The sequence below is a fragment of the Kitasatospora sp. RG8 genome, from assembly GCF_017813315.1.
In the GTDB taxonomy this organism is placed as follows: domain Bacteria; phylum Actinomycetota; class Actinomycetes; order Streptomycetales; family Streptomycetaceae; genus Kitasatospora.
Genome location: NZ_JAGIYX010000020.1, coordinates 109,372 through 129,453 on the forward strand (window position 1 = coordinate 109,372; position 20,082 = coordinate 129,453).

At 73.5% G+C, this 20,082-nt stretch carries 12 protein-coding genes; 6 read left to right on the forward strand and 6 right to left on the reverse strand.

Annotation, left to right across the window (positions count from 1 at the left end; all coding sequences use genetic code 11):
- Window positions 1-20 precede the first annotated feature (20 nt).
- The 3 genes from J5Y04_RS26700 to J5Y04_RS26710 form a co-directional block, all read right to left on the reverse strand.
- Window positions 21-2,633 (reverse strand): SpoIIE family protein phosphatase, encoded by a 2,613-nt coding sequence (locus tag J5Y04_RS26700; protein WP_209414944.1) that lies wholly within the window; start codon window positions 2,631-2,633, stop codon window positions 21-23.
- 373 nt (window positions 2,634-3,006) lie between these two features.
- The gene (locus J5Y04_RS26705; protein ID WP_307853305.1) at window positions 3,007-5,295 is read right to left on the reverse strand and encodes an FtsX-like permease family protein; all 2,289 of its coding nucleotides are present in this window, start codon (window positions 5,293-5,295) and stop codon (window positions 3,007-3,009) included.
- Window positions 5,296-5,348: 53 nt separating this feature from the next.
- On the reverse strand, window positions 5,349-6,041 hold the full coding sequence (locus tag J5Y04_RS26710; RefSeq protein WP_209414946.1) for an ABC transporter ATP-binding protein: 693 nt from the start codon (window positions 6,039-6,041) through the stop codon (window positions 5,349-5,351).
- 205 nt (window positions 6,042-6,246) lie between these two features.
- On the opposite strand from J5Y04_RS26710, the gene J5Y04_RS26715 reads away from it, so the two are divergent.
- On the forward strand, window positions 6,247-7,419 hold the full coding sequence (locus tag J5Y04_RS26715) for a histidine kinase (RefSeq protein WP_307853306.1): 1,173 nt from the start codon (window positions 6,247-6,249) through the stop codon (window positions 7,417-7,419).
- Window positions 7,416-8,096, forward strand: a complete 681-nt coding sequence (locus J5Y04_RS26720) for a response regulator transcription factor (protein ID WP_209414948.1) — start codon at window positions 7,416-7,418, stop codon at window positions 8,094-8,096. The genes J5Y04_RS26715 and J5Y04_RS26720 overlap by 4 nt, the downstream gene beginning before the upstream one ends.
- Window positions 8,097-8,257: 161 nt before the next feature.
- Here J5Y04_RS26720 and J5Y04_RS26725 read toward each other — a convergent pair whose 3' ends face one another.
- Entirely contained in the window at window positions 8,258-8,875 is a 618-nt protein-coding gene (locus J5Y04_RS26725) for a hypothetical protein (RefSeq protein ID WP_209414949.1), read from the reverse strand.
- Window positions 8,876-9,188: 313 nt separating this feature from the next.
- Here J5Y04_RS26725 and J5Y04_RS26730 point away from each other — a divergent pair, with 313 nt between their 5' ends.
- Window positions 9,189-10,001 (forward strand): class I SAM-dependent methyltransferase, encoded by an 813-nt coding sequence (locus J5Y04_RS26730; protein ID WP_209414987.1) that lies wholly within the window; start codon window positions 9,189-9,191, stop codon window positions 9,999-10,001.
- Between the two features lie 515 nt (window positions 10,002-10,516).
- Here the strand turns inward: J5Y04_RS26730 and J5Y04_RS26735 are convergent.
- Together J5Y04_RS26735 and J5Y04_RS26740 are read right to left on the reverse strand one after the other, a co-directional pair.
- Window positions 10,517-12,175, reverse strand: coding sequence for a beta-1,3-glucanase family protein (locus tag J5Y04_RS26735; RefSeq protein ID WP_307853307.1), 1,659 nt, complete (start codon window positions 12,173-12,175; stop codon window positions 10,517-10,519).
- 454 nt (window positions 12,176-12,629) lie between these two features.
- A complete protein-coding gene (locus tag J5Y04_RS26740; RefSeq protein ID WP_209414950.1) occupies window positions 12,630-13,118 on the reverse strand; it encodes an Lrp/AsnC family transcriptional regulator in 489 nt (162 codons plus the stop codon).
- 160 nt (window positions 13,119-13,278) lie between these two features.
- On the opposite strand from J5Y04_RS26740, the gene J5Y04_RS26745 reads away from it, so the two are divergent.
- The 3 genes from J5Y04_RS26745 (at window position 13,279) to J5Y04_RS26755 (ending at window position 19,740) form a co-directional block, all read left to right on the forward strand.
- Window positions 13,279-14,952: a histidine decarboxylase gene (locus J5Y04_RS26745; protein WP_209414951.1), complete on the forward strand. Its 1,674-nt coding sequence runs from the start codon at window positions 13,279-13,281 to the stop codon at window positions 14,950-14,952.
- Between the two features lie 432 nt (window positions 14,953-15,384).
- Window positions 15,385-17,403 (forward strand): hypothetical protein, encoded by a 2,019-nt coding sequence (locus J5Y04_RS26750; protein ID WP_209414952.1) that lies wholly within the window; start codon window positions 15,385-15,387, stop codon window positions 17,401-17,403.
- Between the two features lie 279 nt (window positions 17,404-17,682).
- Window positions 17,683-19,740 (forward strand): phosphocholine-specific phospholipase C, encoded by a 2,058-nt coding sequence (locus J5Y04_RS26755; RefSeq protein WP_209414953.1) that lies wholly within the window; start codon window positions 17,683-17,685, stop codon window positions 19,738-19,740.
- Window positions 19,741-20,082 lie beyond the last annotated feature (342 nt).

The window sequence follows — 20,082 nt, forward strand, 5'->3', positions numbered from 1 at the left end:
CCGGGGCGGAGGCACCGTCCCTACTCGGGGTGGTAGGCGGTGAGCAGCAGGGCGATGTCGTCGGAGCGGCGCGGGGAGCGTCGGGCCTTCCGCAGCAGTTGGTCGGCGAGTTCCTCGAGGTCTCCGGCGCGGGCGTGGGCCAGCGAGGCCCGCAGGTCGTCGATGCCCAGATCGATGTCGCTGCCGCGTTCCTCGACGAGGCCGTCGGTGTAGAGGGCGAGGATCGACCCGCGGGGAAGGTCCAGCCGGGTCTCGGGATAGGTGCTGGTGCCGTCGACACCGAGGAGCGGGCCGCCTGCCAGCTCCAGGACGTCCGTGCTGCCGTCGGGGCGGCGCAGCAGGGGCGGGCAGTGCCCGGCGCGGACGGCGTAGGCGCGGTCGGTGCCCGGTTCGACGCGGATGTAGCAGCAGCTGGCGAGCAGTCCGGGGTCGAGGCCGACCAGGATCCGGTTGGTGCCGGCCAGGACGGCGCCGGGTGAGTGACCGGCCGTGGCGAAAGCCCTCACCGCGCTGCGCAGTTGGCCCATGGTGCCGGCTGCCGCGATGTTGTGGCCCTCGACGTCCCCGACCACGAGGGCCACCCCGTCACCGGTGGGGATCACGTCGTACCAGTCGCCGCCGATGTCCATCCCGCTGGTGCCGGGCAGGTACCGGCCGGCGGTGCGGATGCCCGGCAGGACGGGCAGGCGGTGGGGCAGGAGCGCGGTCTGCAGGCCGTGGGCGAGCGCGGACTTCGCGTCGTAGAGGCGGGCGCGTTCGAGTGCCTGGGCGATCAGGCCGCTGAGCGCGGTCAGGATGCCGCGGTCCTTGGTGGTGAGGTGGTGGATGTCGTCGAAGCCGAGGATGCAGGCGCCGACGGGACGGTTGGAGGCGATGAGCGGCAGGTAGGCCCAGGCCCCGACGCCTTCCACGGAGTCGGCCGGGAAGGCGTCGACGGGATCCCCCGGGGACTCGATGAACAGGGGCACGCCGAAAGCGGGCGCCTGCGTTCCGGGCAGCGGGGCGTTGAGCGGTCTGCCTTCCAGCCGGTGCAGGAAACGGTCGTGGTGGCCGGTCCGGAAGCGCAGGTGCAGCCGGCCTTCCTCGATCACGTAGACGGCCAGGTGCTGTCCGCCGAAGGCCGGCAGGAGCTGGTCGGCGACGACCTCGCACACCTCGTCCATGGTGACCGCCTCGGTCAGCGCGCTGCCGAGCTGCATCATGCGGTAGATGGCGCCGAGGCGCGCGGGTGCGGTCCGGGCCGTCGGCCGGCCGGGGGCGGAATGCCCGGGCCCGGGAGGGGGTGGAGCACCGGTCGGTTCCTCGGAGCCCACCGGTGGCCCGGCCGCTGCCGACGGCGGTTGCGGGGGGCCGGAGGGCACCACTCTGCCGGTCACCCCGTTCGCGTCCGGATGGAGGGAGAAGGCCAGCCACCGGTCCGGCGGGCGGCAGACCAGAAAGGTGGTGGGCTGCTGCGAGACCATCGCGGCCCGGTGCCGGTCCTCGTAGGTGGGATCGGACAGCCAGGGGAGGACGTCCCAGAGGCAGCGGCCGAGCAGCTCCGGGCCGGGCACCCCGAGCAACTGCTCAAGACTGCGATTGGCATAGGTGACCTGGCCGTCCGGGGCGAGGGAGAAGAGCCCGTCCCGGAGCCGTTCCACCGCCGTGACGGCCGCGGCGCCGGCCCCGGCGTCGAGCACGCTCCCGACCAGGTGGGAGCGGACCTCCCTCCCGGGTGCCTCCGGTACGCGACCCCACAGCTCCACGGTGCGGTACCCCTCCGCCGTGCGGACGCGCAGTCGCCGGGCGAGGACCCTCCCGTCCGTGATGGCCGCGCGGGCCGCGGCCCGGAGCGAGAGCCGGTCGCCGGGGTGGAGCCGGGAGGCCAGCGTCTCGGCCCGCCCGTCGAACGCGCCGGGCGCGAGGCCGAAGATCGCGCACAGCTCGTCGTCGGCGACCACGGCCCCGGTGTCGAGCCGCCAGTCGAAGAGGCCGACCCGCACCGCCGGTACGTCGGGAGCCGGGACCTGGAGGGGGACCGTGGTGGCGTCGTACTCGGGGGTGCCTCCGCGGGACCGGAGGTCGGTGAGGGTGGCGCCGAGGTGGTTGGCGATGGTCCGCAGGTGGCGGAGCTGGGCCTTCGACAGCCCCGCGTGCCCGGGTGTCGCCGCCCACACCACCGCCAGTGCCCCCAGGCTCTCCGGCCCCGCCCTGACCGGCACCGACGCCGAGCCGAACCGGTACGGCAGGGCCACCGAGAGCTGGGGATAGCGCCGCATCGTCTCCTCGGCGTCGGCCAGGTGGACCGTCCGGCCCGATCGGTAGGCCACCGCCACCGGAAGAGGGCTGTTGACCGGGATGAGCCACCAGCCGCCGAGCAGGGAGGGCGGTGTGCCGCACGTGGCCGCCAGTACGATCGAGCGGCCGTCCCGGGAGCGGAGGAAGACGCTGCCGGCGTGGGCGGCGCTCTCCCCGACGGCCTTGACCACGGCCGTCACCAGGGCGTCCTCGCATTCCGCCTGCAGACTGCCGGCCGCCGCCGCACCGGCCGCGTGCCCGGGACGGCCGACTCCCGCCGCGGCGCCCGCGTCCGGGCGGGCCGAGGTGGCCCCGGTATGCGGTCCTGCCTGCTCCGCGGGCTCGTACCGACTCATGCCTTCCGATCTACGTCCGGCCGACGCCGCTGTCAAGGCCGACCGGGTGGGCGGGCCCGTCCTGCCGGCCCCGCCCACCACCGTCGTGCCTGACGGCGTGGCCCGGCCGACGGGACGAGCGGCCCGGATGCCCGTCCGGGGCGGGGCGGCGTGCTGTTCGGGGCTCGGCTCCGGACCGAGCGTCGGTACGGCCGCGTACTGTGGCGCCCGACGGACGGGAGGGGAGCCGGTGCGCAGGGTGGCGCCGGAGACGTTCCGGCTCACGACGGGGGACACCGTCGGGTGGCCTGCCGGAAGGCGCTGCGAGCGAGCGGGTGCTCGCACGCCGTGCACCGCGGAGGCCCGGATCGCGGTCGCCCGCCGACCTCGGACGTCACTCGGTGCGCAGCGCCGTGACCGTACGGGCGCGCGCGGTCCGGACGGCGGGCAGCAGCGCGCCGACGACGGCGATCACCAGGCCGCCTGCGCCGAGCATGGCGAGCTCCGCCGCCGGGAAGACGTGGACGGCCGCGCCGGGGAGGTGCAGCCCGGCGTGGTGTCCCATGGCCGGCGCGGTGACCGCGTGCAGCGCGACGCCCGCGAGCAGCCCGATGGCGCCGCCGACCAGTCCGCCGGGGGTGACCGATGCCATGACCATCGCGACGGTCTGACCGGGCGTCATGCCGAGCGCCTTGGCGATGCCGATCTCACGGACGCGCTCGTGCGTGTCGAGAACGACGGTGTTGAGCACCCCCAGGCCCGCCACCGCGACCAGCATCAGGGTGAGCAGGGCGGTCAGCGTGTCGAGGGCGGCGATCACGTCGCTCGACCCCGTGCCCCGGCCGGTCCCGACGGTGACGCCCAGCGGTGTGAGCTCCGCGCTCAGCCCGTCGAGGTAGCGGGCGACGTCGCTGCCCTGCCGCACGGTGACGTAGTAGCCGCGGGGCGCCACGTCGGTGAACGTCGCGGCGTGGGCGAGGACTTCGTTGGTCTGTGCGTGCGGGTCGAAGACCTCGCCGACGATCCGGACGGGGACCGTCCGGCCGTGGTCCTCCAGCCGGACGGTGTCCCCGACCCGCGCGCCGGCCGCGGTCAGGAAGGTGGACGGGGCGACGGCCTCGCCGGGGCTCCGGAACCAGCGTCCGGAGACCATCCGGTAGCCGGCCCCGGAGGCGTCACCGTCGAACGCGAAGACCCTGGTGGTGCCGGCCACGCCCGCGACGGTCACCTCCGTCTGCCCGACGCTGTAGTACGACCCCGTCTCCGCCCGGCCGTTGACCGCCCGTTCGACCGCGGTGGCCAGGGTGGCGGGATCGCTGGTGGGCGACGAAGTGCCGGGCCGGGGGAGAAGGTGTACGGCGACGTCGCCGGAGTCGTGGTTCTTGGCGGTCTGCACCCAGTTCGTCGTGGCGGTGATGCCGACGGCGAAGGTGGTTGCGGCGGTGCCGAACACGATCGCCGCGAGCATCCCGGCCGCCCGCGCGGGGCGTGCGAACGGGAGCGCGAGGCCGAGGGCGAGCGGGCCGGGGAGCGGGAGCCGGGCGGTCAGCCGGGTGACGCGCCTCCCGTGTCCGCCGCGCGTGGTCCGGCCGACGGCGAGTGCGTCGACGGTGCGCAGCCGGCCGGCCCGCAGTGCGACGGCCCACGCGGTGAGGGCCGCCAGGCCGAGCGCGCCCGCCACGACGGCGAGATCGACCCACGGCGCCACGACCGTGCCGGTGGTGCCGTAGACCTGTGCGGTGGCGGAGAGCACCGGGACGGCCAGGGCGTTGCCTGCGACGACGCCCAGTGCGGTGCCGGCCGCCGCGGGGATCAGCGCCTGGCCGACGTAGGAGCGCACCACCTGGGCCGGGGTGAAACCGACGGCCTTGAGGATGCCGATGCGCCGCGTGGCCGTACCGACCGCCCCGGCGACGACCACGCCGACGATCAGCAGCGACATCAGGACGCCGAGCAGGCCGAAGGCGATGAGCAGGGGCACGAACAGCGCGGTGTTGCGGTCGGAGCCCTGCTTGGTGGTGAGCCAGGACTGCGTGCCGCGCAGCGCCCCCGCCGGGGCTGCCGCGGTGAGGGTGGCCCGGTCGGCGGCGATCCGGGCCTCGGTGTCCGCGGCGGCGAAGCGGTAGAGCATCTGGTAGCCGCCGGTGGTGCCGGGGCCGGTCAGCGCGGTGATGCCGGACGGTGCGACCCAGCCGTCGCCGCTGCGGCCGACCGAGCGGGCGAAGCCGACGACGGTGAGCGCGGGACCGCCGGGGAGTCCGGGGAGGCGCAGCACCGTGCCCAGTTCCCCGACGGGGCTGTCGTAGTCGACGGACAGGACGATCTGGCCGGGGCCCGCCGGCCAGCTTCCCCGGAGCAGCGTGACGCGGTCGACCGGGCCGTCCGGGTCGGCCCGGGCGACGATCCGCAGCGGCGGCAGGGACATACCGGCGGGAAGGCCGACGTCCGCCTGCGGGTCGACCGTCGTGGTGCGGAACGGGCCTGCGGCGGTCGTGACGCCGGCCGCCCGGGCGGTCTCCCGGAGCTGTGGCCCGGTGGCCAGGGCGGCGTCGAACTCGGCCGTCAGATGGGCCCCGCGCTGCGCGGCGAAGGCCCGGTCGAAGGGCGCGCCGGAGGCCACCAGCAGTGATCCGCCGAGGACGGACGCCGTCACCGCGATCACCGTGGCCAGCACGATCACCACCGTCTGAACCCTCCGGCGGCGCACGCCCGACCGCACCACCCGTCCGACCCCCTTCACCGGACGGCCTCCGTCCGGGTGTCGGTGGCGATCCGGCCGTCCACGATGCTGATGGTGCGGGTCGCGCAGGCGCGCGCCAGCGCCAGGTCGTGGGTGACGGTGACGATGGTCTGGCCGTCCTCGTTCAGTCGGGTGAGCAGGTGTTCGACGTCCTCGCCGGAGGCGGAGTCCAGCGCACCGGTCGGCTCGTCGGCCAGCAGGAGGGCCGGACGGTTCATCAGGGCGCGGGCCACTGCGACCCGCTGGCGCTCCCCTCCTGACAGCCGGGACGGGTGGGCGCGCGCGTGGCGGGCGATCCCGAGCACGTCGAGCAGCTCCGCCGAGCGGCGGCGCGCCTCGGCACGTTCCACTCCGGCCAGGTCGGCCGGGAGCATCACGTTCTCGGTCACCGTCAGGTCGTCCAGCAGGTTGAAGAACTGGAACACCATGCCGACCTTGGCCCGGCGGTAGCGGGCGGCGCCGGCCTCGCCCAGCCGGTCCACCCGGACGCCGTCCACCGTGACCGTGCCCGCGCAGGGCCGGTCCAGGCCGGCGATCAGATTGAGCAGGGTGGACTTGCCGCTGCCGGAGGGTCCGAGGACCGCCACCGACTCCCCGGCCTCCACGGTCAGCGACACGGCGTCCAGGGCCGGCGGCCCCTCGTCGTACCGGCGGCTCACACCGGTCAACTCGATCACGGGCACGGTCATGGGTCTTCTCCCTCGGTCCGCTGCTGTGTGACGGTGTGAAGCCTGGCGCCGAGGGCCTGCCGGGCACGTCGCTCCGGCGGGGCAATTCGCGTACCTCACCGGGAGCATGCCGCCCGGTGTCATCCTTGCGATGTATCCGAAAGTCGCAGGCGGATGATCACGGGGAAGGATGCGCCGGGACGGCGGGGTCCGCCACAATCGTCCGGTGACGAGGTTCCTCCCACCACGCCCGACCCCACGCGGCGGCCGATGGTCCGACGCGGCGCTGGCAGTGGTCCTGACGCTGGTGGGCGCCCGGTACGTTCTGATCATCGACGGTCCGGTCGGCTGGTTCGGCCGGCCGCTCCTGGCGCTCCTCGCGCCGTTGCCGCTGGTGCTCCGGCGCCGCTTCCCGCTGGCGGTGCTGTGGGCCGTGCTGGTCCTCGCCGTGCCGGTGGGGCGGCTCTCCGGGGACCTCGGGTACTGGGAAGGGGTCGTCTGCCTGGTGGCGATCCACAGCGCCACCGTGCACTGCGTCCAGCGGGCGGCCACCCTGGCGAGTCTGCCGGTGGCGGCGGCCGGGCTGGTGGTGCTGTTCACCGGCGCGAAGCTGCCGGAGTTCCCGAACGGCGTGGTCGCGCTGCTCGTGCTGATCCCGGTGCTCGCGGTGGCGTACGAGATCCGGCAGTGGCGCTGCCGGGTCGACGAGCAGCGGGAACGGCTCCTGGCCCTGGAGCGGGGGCAGGTCGAGGCCCTGAACCGGGCGGTGGAGCACGAACGGGCGCGGATCGCGCGAGAGTTGCACGACGTGGTGACCCACAACGTCGGGGTGATGGTCATTCAGGCGGGCGCCGCCCGCAAGATCATGGACAGCAAGCCCGACCTCGCCCGTGAGGCCCTGCTCGCCGTGGAGAGCGGCGGCCGGGCGGCGATGACCGAACTGCGCCAGGTGATGGGCCTGCTGACGATGGACTCCGACGGTCCCGACGCCGCGGCGGACCTGGTACCCCAGCCCGGCGTGGACCGGCTCGATGCCCTGGTCGACGGCGTCCGGCGGGCCGGACAGCCGGTGGAGCTGACGGTGCTGGGGCCTCCGCGCGCGGTGCCGCCGGGGGTCGAACTGGCCGCCTACCGCGTGGTGCAGGAGGCGCTGACCAACACGATCAAGCATGCTGGCGGCGCGACCGCCGAGGTGAGCGTCGAGTACACCGCCGAGCGGCTTCGGGTGGAGATCACCGACACCGGGGGCCGTCCCGGCGCCGCCGCGGCCACCGGTGGCGGACGCGGGCTGATCGGCCTGCGCGAACGCCTCGCCGTCCACGGCGGCACCCTGGAGACCGGACCGCGTCCGCGCGGTGGCTACCGGGTCCGCGCGCTGATACCCCTGGAGGGCCCGTGACCGAGCCGCTGCGCGTCGTGGTGGCCGATGACCAGGTGCTGGTGCGCACCGGCTTCCGGCTGATCCTGATGTCCGAGGGCATCGAGGTGGTGGCCGAGGCCGCCAACGGTGTCGAGGCCGTCGAAGCCGTCCGCCGCACGAGGCCCGACGTCGTGCTGATGGACATCCGGATGCCGGACATGGACGGCCTGGAGGCCACCCGGCGCATCGTCACGGATGCGACCGACGGCCCCCGGGTGCTCATCCTGACCACCTTCGACCTGGACCACTACGTCTACGCCGCGCTCTCGGCGGGCGCGAGCGGTTTCCTGCTCAAGGACGTCAGCCCGGAGCACCTCACCGCCGCCGTCCACCTGGTGCGCACCGGCGACGCCCTGCTGGCCCCGGCCATCACCCGTCGTCTGGTCGAACGCTTCGCCCGCCGCGACTGCGACACGGCGTCACTGCACCGTTCGCTGGCCGCGCTGACACCCCGGGAGCTGGAGGTCATGGGCCTGCTCGGCCGAGGGCTGAGCAACGCCGAACTGGCGGCCCGGCTCCAGCTCTCGGAGGCGACCGTCAAGACGCACGTCGCCCGTGTCCTGGCCAAGCTCGGCCTCCGGGACCGGGCGCAGGCCGTGGTGGCCGCCTACGAGACCGGACTGATCAGTGTCGGCGGAGGTGTGAGCGCCCCGTAGCCCTGTCCCACGGGCCCACCGAACGGTGCGGTGGTGGCGCTCGGTGCGGTGGTGGTGCTGGTACGGCGGTGGTGCTCGGTGCCGCACGGGCGGGGCTGCGAGTGACGCCGGCCGGTCCGGCCCGGAGGTGGTCCGGAGGTGACGGCTTCCGGGGTGGCGGCTCAGTGGGTGCGGGCCAGGCCCTCGGCGAGGGGGCCGAACAGCAGGCCCCAGTTGTCCGGGACGGTGTCGATCGCGGCGGCGAGGCAGCCGCGGACGACCGTCCACTCGTCGGGGTGGTGGAGCGGGCCGTGGGTGATGACGGTCTCCAGGCAGTCGTCGACGGTGTCGGCGAAGTCGTCGTCGTCCGGCCCGGGGTAGCCCAGGCGCTCGCAGGCCTGCTCGATGTCTGCAGGCAGGCCGGCCTCCTCGTCGAGCTCGGTGACCGCGTCGAGGAGGTAGAGCAGATGGCCGCCCGGCTCCGGGAGTTCGGTGCGCAGGCCGTCGGTGGTGAACGTCCGCTCGGCGTCGTCCTCGACCAGGCCGGAGCCCTCGGCGGCCTCGGCGACCAGCGTGGCCCAGTACGCCGGATCGTGCGGGCCGTCGCTCTGGCGCAGGTGGGCGGCGGCGAACGCGGCCATCGCGTCCGGGTCGTCGATGAGGGGCGAGACGACCAGGTCGTTGCGGTGGTCGAAGCCGAAGAAGTGGCGGCGCCCGTCGAGCGTGAGCGACTCGATGGCGGCGACGTGGCCGACCCGTCCGGGCAACGGCTCGTACCGGCTGGCGGATTCGGTGTTCATGGGGACGACCGTAACGGGGGCCGCCGACAACAGCGGGCGTGGACGGGCGGGTGTGCGGGGCGGCGCAGGGGGTGGCCGCGCTTGCCCCGCACCCACCCGACGGCGGCGTTCACGTGACCGACGCCGCTCTGCCAGTCGGCGTGCGGCAGCAGCCGGTAGTCGACGCTGAGGAGGACTCCGTGAACGGCCAGGGTGGCCGGCGCGGTCGCCGTGGTGGGCGGCGGGACCGTCATCCACTCATCGGGACCCCTTGGAATCGATCATCTAGGCTGGCGCGGTGACTGATCAGCAGGAGCGGGTGCAGCCGTCGGGGGTGTGGGCCACGGCGGTGCGGGTGGCCAGGGTGCGGGCGCTGGAGACCGAGCGGGAGAACGCGTTGTTCCGCGACCCACTGGCACAGGCCTTCGCTACCGCCGGCGGCCTGTTGCCCTCCTCGCCGCCACCCGGTGACGATGCCGCGCGCCGCCGTCGGCTGGGCGCGTCGTTCTCCATCGTCATCAGGACGAAGTTCCTCGACGACCTGTTGCAGCAGGCCTCGGCGTCCGGGGTCCGGCAGGTCGTGCTGCTCGGTGCCGGCATGGACAGCCGGGCCTTCCGGATGGACTGGCCCGAGGGCACCCGGCTGTTCGAGGTCGACACCGCCGCGCCACTGGACTTCAAGGCTTCGGTGCTGCGCCGGGAGCGGGCCGTCGCACGCTGCGAGCGGATCACCGTCGCGGTGGATCTGCGGGAGGATTGGCCGGCCGCGCTGGCCGCCGCAGGGCACGACCCGGCGGTGCCGACCGTGTGGATCGCCGAAGGGCTGCTGATCTATCTGCCCGAGGACGAGGTGGAGCTGCTGCTGGCCCGGATCGGCGCGCAGTCGGCGGCAGGCAGTCGGATGGGGCTGACGTTGGGGCCGCGCGGCGTGATCGAGCGCTTCGGCGTGGATGCCGTGCCGGGGTCGGCGGCGTCCATGTGGGTTTCGGAGACGCCCGACGACCCGGTGGGCTGGCTGGCCGGGCACGGCTGGGAGGCCCGCAGCCGCACCCTGCGCGAGTGCGGTGCCGCCTACGGCCGCCCGGTCAGCACCCCGCCGCAGCGCGAGGAGCAGCCCGGCGGACTGATCTCGGCGGTCCGCTGGTAGAGCGCCTCCCGGTTCCCCGGATGATCGATTCCAGGGAGGCCTGATGAGTGCAGCCAGGTTCATGAAGCGCTGCCCTGTGAAGATCACCGACGGTCGAACCGCCCGCGACGTCCACCCCGAGGCCGTGGGCGACGCCGGCCGGGCATTCAACCAACTGCTGTGACGAGCGACGTCTTTGGTATGCCTGGGATCGCGGCATGATGGCCGCCCACCGGGCGCGACGCGGGCGTCGGGCCGGCCGGAGACGCCGGACGGGTTGGCCGAGTCGAGCACCGGTGCATGTCCGGCGGAACAGGATTCGTGGCTACCCGGGGCTGCGACAGCTGAACATCGCTGCTGTCTGCCGGCGGACCAGTGGCCACCGGCAGACAGCCCTCCTGGCGGCTGCGGTCCCTCTGCGGCGGCTCGGCCTGCCGAGGACGACTTCGTGCGAGAGGACCGCAACGGCCTCCCCGGCCGCGTTCCGCAGCGCGGGCGTCCCTCTCCGGCCCGCCGGATGCTCCGGGCGGGGGTGCCTAGCCGAACGTGAACCAGTTGAGGTTGACGAAGTCGGCGCCCTGCCCGCTGGTGAAGGTGAGGTACACGGTGTGCCTGCCGGTGGTCCGGGTGATGTCGGTGGGCACCGTCCGCCAGCTCTGCCAGCCGCCGGTGTTGGCGACGGCGAAGCTGCCGACCGGTGCGGCGGTCGGGCTGTCCAGCCGGACCTGGACCAGGCCGCTGACCCCGGGGGCGGCGCCGGAGGCGACCCGGGCCTGGAACCGGGTCGCGCCGGAGCTGCCGAAGTCCACGCCGGCGTAGCCGAGCCAGTCGCCGTTCGCGATCCAGCCGATGTCCTGGCCGCCGCCGGTGTCGCCGCAGGTCTCCGGTGCGGTGCCGGACTGCGAGCTGTGGGACTCGGCCTGGATGGTGCCGAACGCGCTCGTCCCGCCGCCGGGCTGCGGCGACGGCCCGGGGTCGGCCGGGCCCTGGGCGCCTCCGACGGTGACGGAGAGCAGGGTCGGGCTCGCCGACTGCACCCTGCCCTCGAAGTCCACGCCGGCCGGGTGGACGTCGTCGTACGGGAACGCGTAGCCGAGGTGGTCGGGGTTGGTCGCGTGCAGGATGCGGGCGTAGTGGTTGGTGCGCGTGGCGGTGTAGAAGGCGGCCGGGTTCTCGCCGTCCGGCTGGTGCGGATTCTCCAGCAGGGTGGTGCGGTTGAGCGCGGCGGCGAGCCGGGCGCTCAGGTTGCCCATCAGGTCGTTGCCGGTGGTGAACGGCGCCGAGCTGCAGTTGAAGACGGCGGCGGTGGAGGGCTTGGCGAAGCCGCCGACTCCGGGGAAGGTGAGCACGCCGTTGCTGACCCGGCCGGTGACGGTGCCCCACCCGGCCTGGGTGTCGATCACCAGGTCGGTGCTCTGGTACTTCTGCCACACGGCGGCGAGGTAACCGTCCAGGTAGCCGTTGAACAGCGACGGATCGGCGCTGATCGCGGTGTTGGGGCTGAGGATGCGCAGGGTCCGGCCGGCGGAGTCGGGGACGATCAGCCGGGCCCAGTCGCCGCCGTCGCCGGCGGCCTGCGTGCGCAGCGCGTTCGCGGCGGACTCCAGGCCGCCGGCGGGCAGGCCGCGGACGCTCTGCCGTCCCCCGGCGGCGGTCAGGTCGAACGCGATCGGGACGGCGGCGAAGTCGACGTAGCTGATGTTGGCGTACAACTGGTCCGGCCCGTAGGTGAATTCGCAGAACCCGTAGGAGGTACCGATGTTGGGGTCGCTCGGGTTGCTCACCGAGGGCAGCGCGATGCCCGGGCCAGGGTTGACCAGGAAGACCAGCTCGCGACCGATGGAGAAGTAGATCCGTCCGCTGAAGAGGTAGGGCAGTTGGATCCGCCTCGGGGTGCCGCCGGGTGCACCCAGCGCGATGGCACAGTCGGCGCCGAGCGGCGCGCCGGGGGCGGCGGGGGAGGACGGGTGGTAGAGCGTGCTGCCGTCGGAGCGCAGGAAGGCCCAGCTGTTGCCCCGGGCCGGGTCGAGGCCGAGGACGTAGGCGTAAACCGGCTGGGACGACACGGTGTTGACCAGATCGACGTCGAGCCGCTGCGGGGTGGTACTGCCGTCAGCGGTCGGGGACAGGGCGAACAGGGCCGGCGCGGTCAGGGCCGCGACGGAGGCGCCGAGCATGGTCCGGCGAGTGATCACGGGGGCTCCGGAGGTGGTGGGGGCGGGCCGGCAGCGCGGACTGCGCCGCCTGGTCGTCACCCTCCCGTCCGGGCCTGGACACGTCAATGCCTGTAACCGTAAGCGGTCCTTAAGGCTGAGTCGGTTGATTTCTTGAAGCATGAGTCCGACTCAGGCGGTGCCGTCGCACAGCGCCGTGGGATGGGATGGCTGGGCGTCCGACTCCTCCGGCGGTCCTCGCCGGTGGATCGGCTGGTGGCCCGCGCGGGCGGTCGAGGACGTTCCATCGTTTCAGGTAGTGGAGGGAAGGGGGCCGTAGCCATCGACGGCCAAGGGGATGCCGGCGGTCCCTCGCGAATCGCCGCGCGAGGGTGCCCGGCGGGGCGGCACCGGCTTCCCGCCGGCGGGAAGCCGTGCGCCCGCCGGCAGGACGACGCGTGCCCGGTGGGAGACGACGCGTGCCCGGCGGGAAGGGTCAGACGTGCCCCAGGTAGCGGCGGCCCGCTATCTGCTCGAAGATCAGGTTGGTGCGGGTCTGGGCCACCGCCGGGTGGGTGGTGAGGTGGTCGACGACGAAGTCGCGCAGGGCCTCGGGACCGGCGACGCCGACGTGCAGGAGGTAGTCGTCGGAGCCGGCCATGTGGAAGACGGCCAGGACGCCGGGCAGGTCGGGGGCGGTGCTGCGGAAGCTCTCGTTCTGCTCGCGGGTGTGGGCGCGCAGCCGGACCGAGATCATCGCCTGGAGCGGCAGGCCGATGGCCGCCGGGTCGACCTCGGCGCGGTAGCCGCGGATGACGTTGCGTTCCTGGAGGGCGCGGACGCGGGCCAGGCAGGTGGAGGGGGCGATGCCCACCGCCTCGGCGAGGGCGTTGTTCGGGATGCGGGCGTTGTCGGCGAGGGCGCGGATGATCGCCCGGTCCGTGTCGTCGATGGGGGTCCGCCGGTGCTGCGGATTGTTCGGCATGCCCGCCAGGATTCCAGCCGAATCCGTCGATGAGCAAACCCATCCGGCCTTCGACCGAATCTTGTTCGGAGGAGCTTCCCAGAATCGCTGGAGAGTTCCATCCTGGGCGCGGGCGGCGAACGCCCCTCGACCTCCCCACCACGCCCGGAGTGCCCCGCCCATGAGCCCGACCGCCACCTTCGCCGCGCCTGCGACCGCGCCCGCGACCACCGCCGCGACCGCCGTCGACCCGGGCCCGGAGCTGGACGGCGGGGACTTCGTGCTCCCCGCAGCCGGACTGGACGACGCCCAGCGGCTGCGCGCGCTGGACACGGTGGACGAGTACCTGACGCGCAAGCGCAAGCACCTGGTCGGCTACCAGGCGACCCAGGACATGCAGGGCACCGCGCTGGACCTGGCCCGGTTCATGCCGAACAACATCAACAACCTCGGGGACCCGTTCCAGAGCGGCGGCTACAAGCCGAACACCAAGGTCGTCGAGCGCGCCGTCCTCGACTACTACGCGGAGCTGTGGCACGCGAAGCGCCCGCACGACCCCGCCGACCCCGAGTCGTACTGGGGCTACATGCTGTCCATGGGCTCGACCGAGGGCAACATGTACGCGCTCTGGAACGCCCGCGACTACCTCAGCGGCAAGGCGCTGATCCACCCGCCGGCCGCCCCCCGCGACGAGGTGCGCTACGTCCAGGCCGCGCCCGACCGGCACAACCCGAATGCCCACCGCCCGGTGGCCTTCTACTCCGAGGACACCCACTACTCCTTCGCCAAGGCCGTCCGCGTGCTGGCCGTCGAGACCTTCCAGGCCGTCGGCCTGGAGCTGTACCCGGACGAGTGCCCGCTGGTCGACCCGGCCACCGGGCGCCGCGAGTGGCCGGCCGAGGTGCCGTCCCGCCCGGGCCTGTCCGGGTACTCGTGGGACGGCCCGGGCGAGATCGACGTCGACGCGCTCGCCGTGCTGGTCGAGTTCTTCGCCGCCAAGGGGCACCCGGTCTTCGTCAACCTCAACCTCGGCAGCACCTTCAAGGGCGCCCACGACGACGTCCGGACGGTCTGCGAGCGCCTGCTGCCGATCTTCGAGCGGCACGGCCTGCTGCGGCGCGAGGTGGTGTACGGGACGGACCCGCACACCGGGCAGCCGCTGGTCGACGTGCGCCGCGGCTTCTGGATCCACGTGGACGGCGCGCTCGGCGCGGGCTACGCGCCGTTCCTGCGGATGGCCTCCCAGGACCCGGCGTACGGCTGGACGCCGGAGGCGGAGCTGCCGGAGTTCGACTTCGGACTGGCCCTGCCCACCACCGGGGCCGGCGAGGTCGACATGGTCTCCTCGATCGCGATGAGCGGCCACAAGTGGGCCGGCGCGCCGTGGCCCTGCGGCATCTACATGACGAAGGTGAAGTACCAGATCTCGCCGCCGTCCCAGCCGGACTACATAGGCGCGCCCGACACCACCTTCGCCGGCTCCCGCAACGGGTTCTCCCCGCTGATCATCTGGGACCACCTGTCCCGCCACTCCTACCAGGACCAGGTCGACCGGATCCGGACCGCGCAGGAGCTCGCCGACTACCTGGAGCGGCGCCTGCTGGCCATGGAGCAGGAGCTCGGCGTCGCCCTCTGGCCGGCCCGCACCCCGGGCGCCGTCACCGTGCGGTTCCGCAAGCCGAGCGCCGAGCTGGTGGCGAAGTGGTCGCTGTCCTCGCAGGACGTGCTGCTCGTCCCGGGCGACGAGTCGACCCGCCGCAGCTACGTGCACGTCTTCGTGATGCCCTCGGTCGACCGCGCGAAGCTGGACGCCCTGCTCGCCGAACTCGCCGAGGACCCCGCCATCCTGGGCTGATCCACCTCTCGGGGCCGCCGATCGGCTGCGCCGTGGAACGCCGAGCCCTCCGTACGGTCCCCGCCTCGACCGGGGCCGCACGGAGGGCTCGTCGTACGACCCTGATGGCCGGGTGACCCTGATCGCCCGGACGACCGTCGGCCGAGGCCGGCTCGCCTCTGGCTGTCGGCATCGCCGGCCGGGACGACGGCGGCTGCGGGCGGCCGGTTGCACGGCGGAACTGACGGGCGATCAGGTGAGCGCCCACCCCGCCCGCCCGCGCCCGCCCCCGCCGGCCTGTGCCGTACCGGTGGATGGTTCGACTTCGAAGCGGACACGGGAAGTTCACGATGCGTCCGGGGAGGCTTTGGTTGGTGCGAGGTCCTGGGTAAGCAGCTCCCGAAAGACTTGGCTGCACAGCATCAGACCTCCGCCGACCCGGAAGGACCTCACGTGGCCAAACGCAAGCTCTTATTCCCTGCCGCCGCGACCAGCGCTCTGCTCGTCTTCTCCGGCTTCACCCTGGACGTCGCCGTGGCGGCACCCGCCCCTGTGGCGGGCGCCACCGCCCCGGCCACGGCCACAGCCACCGCCCCGGCCGATGTTCCCGCCACTGCGGCGACTCTGGCGCCCGCGGCCGACGGCGTGTCAACCGCCACCGTGGCGACCCCGGCCGAGGGGGGCGAGTCCGCCGGGGCCGCCGCGCCCGCCGCGCCCGCCGCCCCCGCCACGCCCACCGGCGCACCCGCGCTGGCGCTGACCTCCTACGACCCGAGGACCGGCGACGCCGTGCTCACCGCGGCCGGGAACGCGACCGGGAATGCGACCGGGAATGCGGCCGGGAACGCCGCCACCCCCGGCACCTCGACGGCCGACGTCCAGCCCGGCCGGCTGATCGACAGTCCGCCCACGCCGGCCGCCCCGCAGGGCGCCCTGGTCGCCGTCACCGGGGTGAAGGAGGCCACCGACGGGACGGTCGCCGTCACCACCCGCCCGGCGACCCTCCCGGAACTGCTCGGTGACGCCAACACCAGCCTCAAGGCTCCGGTCGACCCCGCCTCGATCCGGGTCGCGCCGCAGGTCGAGGGCCTCAAGGCGTCCGTCGACATAGGCCCGACCAGCGGCCGGGGCACCATCACGAGCGGTCTCGGCCTGAGCGCCGACGCCACCGTCCCGCTGCCCAACGGCTCCTCGGTCCGGCTGTCCGGCTCGGTCCGGATCGACCCCGCCGTGAGCTTCTCCTACCAGGGCGGCCTCGGCGTCCTCGCGCCCCAGCAGGCCCGGGTCGGCTTCGACCTCGGCGCCCACGCCGACTGGCACGTCAGCGGCACCAACCTCGCTGCCGGCGCCTCCGTCAAGATCCCGCTCGCCAAGCTCGGCGCCAGCCCGGTGGTGATGGTCGGTCCGCTGCCGGTCGTGATCAACCTGAACCTCACGCTGTCCGCCGCCATCAGTGCGGACGGGACGGTGACGATCGACGCCGAGCAGTCGTACGACGGTCACTGGGGCGTGCACTCCGACTACGCCGGCGGCCAGGGCTGGACCACCACCACCGAGCCCGGCACGTCCACCGTCTCCCCGCTGCGCCTCGCCCTCAGCGGCAACGCCTCCGTGCGGACCGGCCTGCTGGCCGAGGGTTCCATCGCCCTCTACGACGCGGTCGGCGTGAAGGCCTCCATCGAGCCCTATCTGCGGACCGCGGTGAACGGCTCGGTCGTCCTCGGCGGCGCGACGCCCAGCGTCAACGGCACGCTCGACCTCTACGGCGGCCTCGACATCGACGGTGCGCTGATGGCCCGCCTCGCCGTCCTCGGGACTCCGGTCCTGGAGAAGGAGCTGCCGTTCCTCGCCTTCCACCGCGAGTGGCCGATCACCTCGCAGAGCGTCGGCCAGGCCCCGACGGGCTCGCCGGTCTGGGCCCAGCTCGACTCCAGCGCGGGCGACGACAACCGCTCCGCCTACCTGAAGACCCGGCCGGACTGGGACCCGGGAGCCCGCAAGGCCTCGTGCCCGGACGGCAGCCGGCTGATCGGGCTCAGCCACGGCAGCGACCGCGGCCTGTGCACCAACGCCACCAACGCCACCAGCGCCACCACGGCCGACCCGTGGGACGCGGGCCACGCGTCCGCCGTCGTGCACGACGAGACGTACGTGACCACCGACTGGGCGTACGGCTACACCAAGGCGCAGTGCCCCGCCGGCCACGTCGCGACCGGGTACAGCCGCAACGGCCGCTCCATCGGCGTCCTGTGCGCCAAGTCGGCTGCTCCGCTGAGTACTTCGGTCCGCACGGTCTGGTTCGACAAGGGCGACAACCGGCCGGCGGCGGCCGGCGGCGGTGACTTCGCGTACCGCTACTCGAAGGGGCAGTGCGCCGACGGCGAGTTCGTCGCCGGCGTGGCCTACAGCCAGCCCTGGTACGAACTCTGGGCCTCGCGGCCGTACGCGCTGCTCTGCCAGAAGCCCGCCTGACCGGCCTCCGTACCCGTCACGGGAACCCGTCCTGCTCCGGCCTCCGCCCGGAGGCCGGAGCAGGGCGGGGCGGAAACCGGAGCAGGGCGAGCATGCGCGGACCCGGCGCCGGCGAGGGCGGAGCGACGAGGTGATCCGCCACCACATGTCCGTACAACTCGATGCGTTCGCCGGGCGTACAGCGGGCAGTCATGAACGGTCCGCCGGACGGTACCCCGCAGCCGCTGTCCTTGGGGAGGCCGTCCTCCACCCTCATGACATGCAGAGGTCAATCCACCCATGGCAGAGCTGAACCGTCGCCGCTTCCTCCAACTCGCCGGCGCGACCGCCGCGTTCTCGTCGCTGTCGCAGAGCATCGCGCGAGCCGCCTCCATCGCCCCGGCCGGGGGTTCCGGCACCATCCAGGACGTCGAGCACATCGTCGTGCTGATGCAGGAGAACCGTTCGTTCGACCACTACTTCGGAACGATGAAGGGCGTCCGCGGCTTCGGCGATCCCCGCCCGGTGACCCTGCCGAGCGGCAAGTCGGTGTGGCACCAGACGGACGCCGCCAAGAAGGAGGTGCTGCCGTTCCGGCCCCAGGCCAACAACCTGGGGATGCAGTTCATCCAGGACCTGAACCACGACTGGGCCGGTGGTCACAAGGCGTTCAACAACGGCAAGTACGACCAGTGGGTCCCGGCCAAGACGGCCACCACCATGGCGTACCTGACCCGCGACGACATCCCGTTCCACTACGCGCTCGCCGACGCCTTCACCCTCTGCGACGCCTACCACTGCTCGTTCATCGGCTCCACCGACCCCAACCGCTACTACATGTGGACGGGGTACACCGGCAACGACGGCACCGGAGGCGGCCCGGTCCTCGGCAACCAGGAGGCCGGGTACAGCTGGACGACCTACCCCGAGCGGCTGGAGAAGGCCGGGATCTCCTGGAAGATCTACCAGGACGTCGGCGACGGCCTGGACGCGGCCGGCTCGTGGGGCTGGATCGGCGACGCTTACCGCGGCAACTACGGCGACAACTCGCTCCTGTACTTCAACAACTACCGCAACGCCAAGCCCGGCTGCCCGCTGTACGACAAGGCCCGCACCGGCACCAACGCCAAGGCGGGCGACGGCCTGTTCGACCTCCTGCGGCGCGACGTCCAGGTCGGCACGCTGCCGCAGGTCTCCTGGATAGCCGCCCCCGAGGCCTTCACCGAGCACCCCAACTGGCCGGCGAACTACGGTGCCTGGTACATCTCGCAGGTGCTGGACGCGCTGACCTCCAACCCCGACGTGTGGGCCCGCACCGCGCTGTTCATCACCTACGACGAGAACGACGGCTTCTTCGACCACGTGGTGCCGCCGTTCCCGCCCGCCTCCGCCTCCCAGGGCCTGTCGACCGTGGCGACCACCGCCGACCAGTACGCCGGCAGCATCGGCTACTCCGCGGGGCCGTACGGTCTCGGCCAGCGGGTGCCGATGCTCGTCGTCTCCCCGTGGAGCACCGGCGGCTACGCCTGCTCGGAGACCTTCGACCACACCTCGATCATCCGGTTCATGGAGCGCCGCTTCGGCGTGGCGGAGCCCCACATCTCGCCCTGGCGGCGTGCGATCTGCGGCGATCTGACCTCCGCCTTCGACTTCACCGCGTCCAACGCGACGCCGGCGACGCTGCCCTCCACCGCCGCCTACCTCCCGCCGGACCGCGTCCGGCACCCGGACTACGTGCCCACCCCGCCCGCCACCGGCACCATGCCGAAGCAGGAGCCGGGCGCCAGGCCCACCCGCCCGCTGAAGTACGCGCCGTACGTGGACGGCTCGGCCGACACCGCCACCGGCAAGTACCGCCTCACCTTCAGCGCGGGCAGCTCGGCGGGCGCCCAGTTCCTGGTGACCTCGCCCAACCGCACCGACGGACCGTGGACGTACACCGCGGAGGCGGGCAAGACGATCTCGGACGCGTGGAACACCACGTACTCCAAGGGCGTCACCGACCTGACCGTCCACGGACCCAACGGCTTCCTGCGCCGCTTCCGCAACCCCGGCACGACCGCCGGGCCCGAGGTCACCGCCCGCCACAACCCGACCACCGGCAACCTCGATCTGACCTTCACCAACACGGGCGCCGACGCCGTCCTCACGGTGGCCAACGCCTACGGCGGCACGCCGCAGACCGTCACGGTCCGTCGCGGCACCACCCTCGCGTACATCGTCGACCTGAGCGCCTGCCGCCACTGGTACGACGTGACCGTCACCTCCAGCGGCACCGGCGACTTCGTGCGCCGCCTCGCCGGCCACGTCGAGACCGGCGCCCCCGGCCTCTCCGACCCCGGCATCACCACCTACTGACGCCGCCGCCGAGCGGCCGGCCCCCAGGGCGCCGGGCCGCCCCGGACACCCGTGGGTGCCCGGGGCGGCCCGCGCGCGGAGAGTGCGGCGCCGGCGACGTTGCGTTGCCGGTGGTCCGGTCCGTCGCCCGGGCGGTGCACGCGGCACCTGAGGGGCCGCGGCACCTGCAGCGGCTCCCGTGCGAGCTCCGACCCGCGTCGTGTGTCCTCCTCGTGCCCTGCGCGGGACCATGGGCGTATGGCCAAAGACGCGGGCCGCCCTTTCCGGTTGCCCCGGCACCGACCGGGCAGCCGTCGTGGGCGGCGACCTCCACCCCCGGCGCCGCGGGAGCCGTCGCCGCAG